Origin of the sequence: Acinetobacter sp. B51(2017) (assembly GCF_003711395.1) — a bacterium.
Lineage (GTDB): Bacteria > Pseudomonadota > Gammaproteobacteria > Pseudomonadales > Moraxellaceae > Acinetobacter.
In genome coordinates, this window is record NZ_PJRJ01000051.1 from 1 (window position 1) to 9,862 (window position 9,862).

The following is a 9,862-nucleotide window of genomic DNA, read 5'->3' on the forward strand; positions in this document are numbered from 1 at the left end:
TAGGCTGACCATTGACATGAGTGATTACTGGATTGGTGCCTTCGAATGCATCGTTAGCTAATACATCAAGAGTGATTGGTGTATCTTCTTCGGTGCTATCTACATCATCAAATGCATCTTGCTCAGGATCAACATCTACAGTCACAACAAATTCAGTTTCAACACCTTTATCATCTGTCACTACAACAGTAAAACTGTCTGTACCATACCAATCTTCGTTTGGTACATAACTCCATTCACCTGTATCTGGATCAATAGTTGCTGTACCGTTTTCTGGCGGATTTATAATGGTAAAATCAGGATTGGTCATCCCATCTTTGTCTTCTGCAACCACTGTACCTGTAATAGCACCATCATCCTCTATGCCTTTGCCATCATTACCAGTCACTGTAGTTGGGTTGGCAGGATCTTTATCATCGTCATCAATTAAAGCTGCAATACCACCACCTAGCAGTAAGCCCCCTAAAATCCATGGCCAAAAGTTAGTACTTTTACCAAAGACAATTTGTTCTAAACCTGTAATGTCTTTGAAATATACTGCCCCATTATTATAGTCAAACCATAAGAAACCACATTCCTCATCTAATAAAACCAATTGTGATTGTGGTTGATCATTAAATTGTACGAAGAAATCTTCGATGAGGATTTTTTCCCCTGAATTCAATACTAAAACTAAGTTATTGCCTTCACGTACATATTGTTTAATGTCTTCTTTATATAAATCTACCTTAACAACAGAGGATGTACTCAGATCAACGATACTCGTATTGCTCAGGTCTTGAAGTTTTTCACGAGTGGCGAGGTTATAGACTTGAATATTGGCTGTCATTGTTATGTTCTCTTTTGGATTATTATTCCTAGAGATTGAACAATAAACATACAGTGATGTAAACTACTGTTTAAATGTGATAAAGAAAATTATTTTATATAAAAATTTAATCTAATTATTTAAAAAAATCATTTAATATTAATAACTAATTGATTCTAAAGCACCAAAAAAAAATATGAAAAATAAAATAATTAAATGAATAATAAAAATCTAACACATTGATTTTAAAATAAATTAATAAAGTGATTTTTTTTCATTTTTTATAAAAAAATGCCTAACCTGCCTCATAATCTGTATAAATTTGGCTATTAAAACAATAAAATCTTAATAGATAGTGTAGATTTTCTAATCAAAATAAAATCACTACAATTTTTCGTACTTAAATAGCCGAAAAATATTTCTACTTTTAAGCTTCAAATATGTTGATAAAAATTAATCCATCTTAAATATAAATAAGCCTATCCAACTTATTTACATTGATTTTAATGATTCAAAAATTATGTGAATATTTAAATATAATAGGACAAAATTCATCTCTTATACAAGTACATCCCAAACCTTGACATCCTCACCCCCTTAAAAGAGGGTGATTCCTACAGCTAGACGCTTATGCCCAAGCGCAAGAATGTTTAGAGCTGAGTTTATATCTCGATCATGAGCTGTACCACAGCTCATGCACTCCCATTCTCTTATTCCAAGATCTGTCCTACCTTTTGGACTACTTGAGGTGATCTCACCGCAGCACGAACAGATTTGGGTGGTATAGGCTTCTTGGACTTCTTCAAACAATACGCCTGCGTTCTCGCATTTATACTTGAGCATGGTTTTTAGTGCAGAAAATCCTGTATCCAAAACAGATTTTGCCATTTTGGTTTTTACTAATTTTTTAGCACTCAAGTCACCTACAATAATCAATGCATTTTCATTCACAAGCTTGGTGCTTGCTTTATGCAAATGATCTTTTCGACTATTTGCAATCTTGGCGTGTAATGCACGAACACGCTTCTTATTCCTTGCTCTCTGAGCAATACCTAATTTCTGCTCATATTTTCGATAGAATTTTGGATTTGAAATTACAGTGCCATCAGAACAAGTGGCAATATCTTTTAAGCCTAGATCAATACCAATCGCTTTGGTTGCTGTCGATTTATCTTGCTTAGGCGATTCAACAACAAGACATACATACCAACGCCCACAGCTATCCTCTACAAATGAACCTGTTTTTACCGTGTATTTGCTTAAACCGTAGCTATCCCAAAGCTTAAATTGGTGTTTTCCATACTGGACATATCCATTGGCATATTTGATAGCCACCTTTTTAAAGGGAACCCATCCCAAAGAGCGCCTTGCTGATTTTTTATTGCTGACACGCCATTTCAGCTTTGCCTTTTTAAATTGCTTTCTTCGGGTGACTAATTCTTCAGTTACAGCCTGAATGGTTTGACTATGTAAATTACATTCTTTGGATGTGCCTTTCGTATATTTGGCAATATCAAAAGCAGAGAGAAATTCACCTTTCCGCTTCAAATGCCTAAACCCTAAATCATTGACATAATTCCAGACGAAGTTCACTTCTGATGCTAGTTGGTCTAACACCTTGCAATGTTTGTCTTTTATATGTAATTTAAGGGTTTTCATGTACTTATATTAACAATCAAAACTCAAGGAAAATAGTCCTTAGTTAAATCAAACGACACTTTATGTCGTGTCACTTATATCTCTGACCTGAAGGACAGAGTTTTACGCTCCATTTGATAAATTCGCTTGTGTTCTAGATTTAGCTTATTTCTCTCGGTTACTTAGCATCTCTTACAAAGCTTAAAAGCTCTACGCATCGATTGTTAATTGGAATTACAGACAATAAGTGCACTCGGATTTTCGCAGTTTGCTATAATTTAGAAAACTACTGTATGAGCTGTTGAATTGAAAATTATCTTTGCGGGCACACCAGAATTTGCTGCAACTGCATTAGCAGCATTACTTAAAACTGAACATAAAATTGTCGCGGTCTACACGCAACCTGACCGCAAAGCAGGTCGTGGACAAAAACTCACTGCATCAGCAGTCAAACAATTAGCTGTAGAACATCAGCTACCGGTCTATCAACCTTTACATTTCAAATCTTCAACTGAAGAAGGTTTAGCAGCACAAGCTGAACTTAAAGCTTTAAATGCCGATGTTATGGTGGTGGCTGCTTATGGCTTGATCTTGCCACAAGTGGTGTTAGATACGCCTAAATATGGCTGCCTTAATATTCATGGTTCTTTATTACCGCGCTGGCGTGGTGCAGCACCGATTCAACGTGCAATTGCCACAGGTGATCAAGAAACTGGCGTCACGATTATGAAAATGGCCGCTGGTTTAGATACAGGCGATATGATGTTTAAAACCATCTGTCCAATTTTGGCGGATGACACCTCAGCCAGCCTGCATGATAAACTTGCTGTACAAGGTGCTGAAGCTTTAGTAGAAGTATTAGCCTCTGAAGCAACATTACAAAAGTATCTCGCAGAGCGCGAAGTACAAAACGAAGATTTAACCGTTTATGCGCATAAGCTTTCTAAAGCGGAAGCAGAAATTGATTGGTCACAATCGGCTGTACAAATTGATCGCAATATTCGTGCCTTTAATCCATGGCCAGTGGCATTTATTCGTTTAGACGAACAAAATAATTTACGTGTTTGGAACTCAAAACTTTCTGAGCAGAAAGTGACAGCTCAAGCAGGTGAAATTATTGCAATTAGTAAACACGGCGTTAGTGTCGCATGTGGTGATGGTCAAGTGATTATCTTAACATCATTACAATGGCCGGGCGCCAAAGCCTTAAATGCAGTGCAAATTCTGCAAACTCAAAAATTGAATATTGGACAAATTTTATAATGAAGCAATCTCCCCACGCCTCAGGTAAAAACCTCAACTTACGTGCTCAGGTTGTAAAAACGTTATTGGCTGTCCAAAATGGTCAATCATTGCAATCGGTTTTAGCCCAGCACATGAACATTGTGTCGGACAAAGACCGTGCGCTCTATCATGAATTAGTGCTTGGCTGCTTACGCCAATGGCATTCATTAAAGCAATTGACCTTACCCTTACTTTCTAAACCTTTAGAAAACCAAGTGGTCGAAACTTGCCTGTATTTAGGTTTATACCAATTACTTTGCACCCGTGTTGCTGCCCATGCTGCGATTTCTGAAACTGTAGACGCATGTAAGCAATTAGGCATGGAAAGTTTAAGTGGTGTGGTAAACGCAATTTTGCGTCGTGCAACCCGTGAATCTGAACAATTCTATGATGTATTAGAACAAGCACCGGGTTTACCAAGCTGGTTATCTAAACGTCTGAAAAAAGATTGGGGCGAGCAACTCGCTGAAATCAGCTATGAACTTAAGCAACTCGCGCCACTGACTTTACGTGTCAATAACCGTCAAGTGAGCCGTGACGAATACCTTGATATTCTTGAAGACGAAGGCATTGCTGCACATCGCTGCGAAATTTCCGACGTGGGTATTGTAATGGATGAAAGTCTACACATTCCTAGCCTACCCGGTTTTGAAGCGGGCGGTTTCTCTGTACAAGATGAACACGCACAGCTTTGCGCAACCTTACTGCCAAATTTAGATGATAAATTTGTGATTGATGCCTGTGCCGAACCGGGTGGTAAAACTGCACACATCTTAGAACGCTATGATGTGAAGAAACTGATTGCTTTAGACCAAGACGAAAAACGTTTAAAACGTCTTTCAGAAAACTTAGAGCGCTTAGTACTCGCCGGTGATCATGTTGACGTCGTCACTGCAGATGCAATTCAATGGCAATCGCCTGAACTAGCAGACTGTATTGTGCTTGATGCGCCATGTACTGCGGTCGGTGTCATCCGTCGTCATCCAGATATTCGTTTACTGCGTCAATCAACCGATATTCAACAAACTGTTGAATTGCAAAAGCAGATTTTAGAAAACATGTGGCAACAGCTTAAAGTCGGCGGGACGCTACTTTATATTACTTGCTCAATTCTAAAAGCTGAAAATGAACAACAAATGGTCAATTTCTTTAGTACACACGCTGATGCTCAAGAAATTAAAATTGAAGCTGATTGGGGCGTAGAACAAATCCATGGTCGCCAATTATTTCCACAAGTGGGACACGGTGATGGTTTCTTCTATTGCTTAATGCAAAAAACTGCATAATTAAAAAGGTGGCTTAAGCCACCTTTTTTTTATTCTATACAAAGCGGAAAATCACCAAACTAATGGCTAGAGATGCCATACCTGTCACTAAGCCATAAACAGTTTCATGTCCTTGCGCATAGCGCTTGGCAGTTGGTAACAGTTCATCTAAAGCTAAATACACCATAATGCCACCAATCAAACCAAAAATTGTTCCATATACTAACGTCCCCATAAATGGCGCCAAAATAAAGTAACCTAGTGCAGCTCCTAACGGTTCTGCTAATCCTGACACTAGACTGGCCAAAATTGCATAATCACGTCTCCCTGTTGCCATATATACAGGCAATGCAATCGCGACACCTTCGGGAATATTATGAATGGCAATAGCAACCGCAAGCGGTGCGCCTAACATTGGGCTTTCTAAAGTTGCAAAAAATGTGGCTAAACCTTCGGGTAAGTTATGCATAGTAATCGCAAATAGCGTTAATAAACCTGTACGTAGTAATTGCTGCTGCGCAGCAAATTCAGCATGATTATTCTCAATCATCTGATGCGGATTAGGAATAAAATGATCTAGTAATAAAACTAAAATCACGCCCAATAAAAAAGCCAATGTGCCAAATGCAAAACCTAAATTAGCATCATAACTTTGACTAAAAGCATCAATCGATTTATTTAAAATTTCTGTGAGTGCAACATAGACCATAGCACCCGCAGAGAAAGCCAGACCAAAAGATAACAACCGATAACTTGGCTGATTAAAAAAAACCACCAAAATACCGCCAATGACGGTCGCTAGTCCCGCCATAAAAGTGACCCAAAATGCGATTAAAACGTCTGTAGTTAATAGTATTGACATAAATTAGGCCACAAAAAAAATAGTCACCATCAATTAAATGATAATGACTATTATTTACAAAAACAATAATTTTATTCTTTGATTTTAGTCTTCAACTTCATCTGGATGTTTGACCAAATGAATTATGGCGCAAACTAGACCACCCCATAGTAAAACAATAGAAATGATCATCATTATGAGTGCAGATGTATTCATCTTAATTCTCCTCAGAATTACGGTCTTTAATTAAGCTCAATACAATTGCACCTACAATAAAGAAGGCTAATGTACCTCCCCCAACAATCCATAGAATATGGGCATCATATCCACCATAACCTTCTGCCATAATTGACTTTAAGGTTAACGCTAATGCCACGACCAAAGACAGCGGAGTAACAATCGTTAATAAGAAGTTCCAGCCGATACCTAACTTAATGCTAGAGTATTGATTGATATGTGTTTCAAGTTGCTTTAACAGTGGACGACGTAACCATGACAATAAGATAATCGACAATAGCCCGCCACCAACAATACCGATGTTATTGGCAAAGTAGTCAATAATATCGACAAACGTAATCGCACTATGCGTTGAGAAAATTAAAGTCGAGATCAGCGCTGACCCACCCGCTACAATTGTCACTGATTTATTTAATGACCAACCGAGCTTATCTTGGAATGCTGCTATCGGTACTTGTAATATACTCACCATTGAGGTGATACCTGCTACGGTTAAGGAAGCAAAGAATAAGAAACCAAATAAATCGCCACCTGCACCCATACTCGAAATAATTTTTGGAAAAGCAATAAAAGCTAAACCAATACCACCCGATACCACATCTTCAACTGATGCACCTGAGCTGTAAGCCATAAAGCCCAATGCTGCAAATACCCCGATCCCTGCTAAGATTTCAAATGATGAGTTGGCAAAAGCTACAACTACGCCAGCACCTGTCATATTGGTTTTACGCTTTAAGTATGAAGCGTAGGTCAACATGATCCCAAAACCTACCGATAAAGAGAAAAAGATATGACCAAAAGCCGCTAACCATACTTTATAGTTGGTCATCGCTTCCCAATTTGGGGTAAAAAATGCATTTAAGCCAGCAGTAGCACCTGGTAAACGCACCGCTTGAATTACCAAAATTGTGAATAAAATAACCAACAATGGCATAAAGATTTTATTGGCCAATTCCACACCGCGACGTACACCACCATAAAGAATGAACATCACCGCAGCCCAGACAATCACTAACCCCCAAAATAATGTGGGTACAAAGCCCAGTGCTAAACCTTCGCCATTTTGCAAATAGGTATTAAAGAAGAAACTTTGCGTATCGGTACCCCATTGCTGTCCAAAAGAATAGAACATGTAGCTACCTGCCCACGATAATACGCTCGCATAATAGATACCAATGATTAAGGTCACCATCACTTGCCACCAACCTAATGATTCAGCATTCATGAGCTTTTTATACGCCGTAGGGGGCGCTTTACGAAACTTATGCCCAACCGCATAGTCTAGAAACAATAATGGTAAACCTGCTGCAAAAATGGCGATCAAATAGGGAATTAAAAATGCGCCACCACCATTTTCATACGCAACATAAGGGAAACGCCAAATGTTACCCAAACCAACTGCCGAACCAATCGCAGCAATAATAAAGCCAGAGCGAGCTGACCAATTTTCGCGAGTATCTGTCATAGAACACCTAAACCTTAGTCAATTTTTAGCGTTTTTTATTGGATTAATCGCTGCTAAAAATAACCATTTCAATATTAATCTTGTTGTGTTTGAAATTAGATTCACACCTTTTGGGCGTCGTGTTCTAAATTACAAACAGAAAAAATATCATGCTGATTTGCTTAAAATCCCACATGAATTGTTTTCTCTTCATAGAAACACAATACCTATTTTTGGTTGGCTTTACTTCAATTTATGTCGTTAATGCTGTTTATTTAAGCGCAACTTATTATCACTTGTTCAAAATATAACTATATTGCACTGTGCTCAACACACTTAAATATTAATATTAGTTTAATCATGTAATTTAAGCATTCTATTTATTTATTAATTCAGCTTTAAATTTAGACCATTTCATCAAAAAAAAGCTCCCAATTTGGGAGCTTTTCTTAAACAAACTTAAGAGGTTTGTTTAATCGGTTCTACATGGTTGGCTGCAATAATCGTTTCTTCTTCAACTTTTACAGGACGAATCAAGGCAACTGCAATCACTGCAATAATAGCCGGAATAGCGACAGCTAAAAAGTTAATCTTATGTGGTAGTGCTAAACCAAGCAAAAAGCCAATAACAATTGGACCTACAATCGCGCCCATACGCCCAATACCAGATGCCCAACCTAAGCCAGTTGAACGTACTGCTAATGGATAATACTGTGCTACATAACTATAAAGCAAAATACTACAACCAATGGATGCAGCACCAGCCAAAGCAACCAGTAAATAAATCACAGGCTGTGGTGAATTAAAGCCTAGACCCACTAAAGCTACAGCACCTACCAATAGCATACCAATAATCACAGGCTTAAGATGGAAACGGTCAGCAAGCACCCCACCACCAGCAGTTCCAATGACTGCACCAATATTCAGTGCAAGTAAGAACATTAAACTACTTCCTAATGAATAACCTGCTGCCATCATCAGTTTTGGTAACCAGCTTCCTAAAGCGTAAACCATCAGTAAACACATAAAGAAAGCTAGCCAGAATAAAATCGTACCTAAACCACGACCTTGCTTAAACAAAGCTGAAATAGAGGCATCAGGTACTTTCACTTCATTTAATACCAACACTGTCTCTGCGGTGACTTTTTCTTCAGGTGCTAACTTTTGCACAATACTTTGCGCTTTTTGTATCTGTTGTTGCTTTACTAAGAAAGTTAAAGATTCAGGTAGAAATTTAATCAATAGAGGTAAAACCAATAATGGAATACCTGCAATCCAAAACATAATTTGCCAACCAACTGTTGGAGTTAGCCAAGCACCTAATAAAGCGGCCATGATACCGCCCATTGCATAACCACTAAACATTGCAGTCACTAAGGTACTGCGTAGTTTTTGCGGTGCATATTCAGAAGTCAGTGCCACTAAGTTTGGCAAAACACCTCCAATACCAAGACCTGCAATAAAACGTAATACACCAAATTGGGTTGGATTTTCAGCAAATCCACCTAAAAAAGTAAAACCACTAAATAGGGTCACACAGATTAGAATCACTTTTTTGCGACCAATTTTATCAGCCAACATACCAAATAGCATGGCACCAAACATCATCCCAGCAAGGGCTGTACTAGCCAACATACCGGCTTGTACTGCAGTCATTCCCCACTCTTGCATCAGTAGAGGTAAAACCACACCATTAATTGCTAGATCATAACCATCAAAAAGTACGACAAATAAGCACCATAGTACTACCGTCATATGGAAAGGTTTAAACTTTGCCTTGTCGACTACAGCATTGACATTCATTGTTTGCGCTGTCATTTACACTCACCTCCAATTGTGAGATTTTCTTATTTTTGTATTTGCATAAAATGAACAATCATTCATTTTTTGATTAAATAAGAATGACAGGATATAAGGCTTTGTCCAAAACCCTTAAGGTATTTAATTATGCTTTAAAGATATAATTAGGCATTTTTATACTAAAAAAATCAGCAAATTTTATCTTGATATACTTCATCAAAACTTAATTTAAAATAAATTGATTTAATAATTTATTAAAAACATAAACTTAATTAAAAAACATACCTCTATACGACTAAAGAAAGTAAAAACATTCTGTTTAAGGGTATTTCGTCGGAAATTTTAGCAATAAATCTCAATGCTAAACGGTTTTAGCCTTTTTTAAAGTCGAAAAAAATCCCCCTGATGAATGATCAGGGGGATTTTTAGAATAATGAGCTGGCGATGACTTACTCTCACATGGGTAACCCCACACTACCATCAGCGCTAAGAGGTTTCACTTCTGAGTTCGGGAAGGGATCAGGTGGTTCACTCTTGCTATTGTC

At 37.9% G+C, this 9,862-nt stretch carries 8 protein-coding genes and 1 rRNA gene; 2 read left to right on the forward strand and 7 right to left on the reverse strand.

Translation table 11 applies throughout. The features are described from left to right. On the reverse strand, window positions 1-829 hold an 829-nt coding region (locus CYK47_RS14425), incomplete at its 3' end, for a BapA/Bap/LapF family prefix-like domain-containing protein (protein WP_122902490.1). Window positions 830-1,405: 576 nt separating this feature from the next. Next, window positions 1,406-2,467, reverse strand: a complete 1,062-nt coding sequence (locus CYK47_RS14430) for an RNA-guided endonuclease InsQ/TnpB family protein (RefSeq protein ID WP_122902491.1) — start codon at window positions 2,465-2,467, stop codon at window positions 1,406-1,408. A gap of 285 nt (window positions 2,468-2,752) precedes the next feature. Between CYK47_RS14430 and fmt the strand changes: the two genes are divergently transcribed. Next, window positions 2,753-3,709 (forward strand): methionyl-tRNA formyltransferase, encoded by a 957-nt coding sequence (gene fmt / locus CYK47_RS14435; RefSeq protein WP_122902492.1) that lies wholly within the window; start codon window positions 2,753-2,755, stop codon window positions 3,707-3,709. Then, window positions 3,709-5,016 (forward strand): 16S rRNA (cytosine(967)-C(5))-methyltransferase RsmB, encoded by a 1,308-nt coding sequence (rsmB, locus tag CYK47_RS14440; RefSeq protein ID WP_122902493.1) that lies wholly within the window; start codon window positions 3,709-3,711, stop codon window positions 5,014-5,016. The genes fmt and rsmB overlap by 1 nt, the downstream gene beginning before the upstream one ends. Window positions 5,017-5,050: 34 nt before the next feature. Here rsmB and zupT read toward each other — a convergent pair whose 3' ends face one another. The 5 genes from zupT to rrf form a co-directional block, all read right to left on the reverse strand. Then, the gene (gene zupT / locus CYK47_RS14445; protein ID WP_122902494.1) at window positions 5,051-5,857 is read right to left on the reverse strand and encodes a zinc transporter ZupT; all 807 of its coding nucleotides are present in this window, start codon (window positions 5,855-5,857) and stop codon (window positions 5,051-5,053) included. Window positions 5,858-5,941: 84 nt separating this feature from the next. Further along, window positions 5,942-6,052: a methionine/alanine import family NSS transporter small subunit gene (locus CYK47_RS14450; protein ID WP_122902495.1), complete on the reverse strand. Its 111-nt coding sequence runs from the start codon at window positions 6,050-6,052 to the stop codon at window positions 5,942-5,944. Between the two features lies 1 nt (window position 6,053). Then, on the reverse strand, window positions 6,054-7,538 hold the full coding sequence (locus CYK47_RS14455; RefSeq protein WP_122902496.1) for a sodium-dependent transporter: 1,485 nt from the start codon (window positions 7,536-7,538) through the stop codon (window positions 6,054-6,056). A 438-nt stretch (window positions 7,539-7,976) separates the two neighbouring features. Continuing rightward, window positions 7,977-9,335: an MFS transporter gene (locus tag CYK47_RS14460; RefSeq protein WP_122902497.1), complete on the reverse strand. Its 1,359-nt coding sequence runs from the start codon at window positions 9,333-9,335 to the stop codon at window positions 7,977-7,979. A 418-nt stretch (window positions 9,336-9,753) separates the two neighbouring features. Next, window positions 9,754-9,862: ribosomal RNA gene (rrf, locus tag CYK47_RS14465) — 5S ribosomal RNA — on the reverse strand; the annotation flags it as partial.

Coding starts and splice junctions, on each gene's coding strand:
- CYK47_RS14430 (WP_122902491.1), bottom strand. CDS start 2,467: ATGAAAACCCTTAAATTACATATAAAAGACAAACATTGCAAGGTGTTA.
- rsmB (WP_122902493.1), top strand. CDS start 3,709: ATGAAGCAATCTCCCCACGCCTCAGGTAAAAACCTCAACTTACGTGCT.
- zupT (WP_122902494.1), bottom strand. CDS start 5,857: ATGTCAATACTATTAACTACAGACGTTTTAATCGCATTTTGGGTCACT.
- CYK47_RS14450 (WP_122902495.1), bottom strand. CDS start 6,052: ATGAATACATCTGCACTCATAATGATGATCATTTCTATTGTTTTACTA.
- CYK47_RS14455 (WP_122902496.1), bottom strand. CDS start 7,538: ATGACAGATACTCGCGAAAATTGGTCAGCTCGCTCTGGCTTTATTATT.
- CYK47_RS14460 (WP_122902497.1), bottom strand. CDS start 9,335: ATGACAGCGCAAACAATGAATGTCAATGCTGTAGTCGACAAGGCAAAG.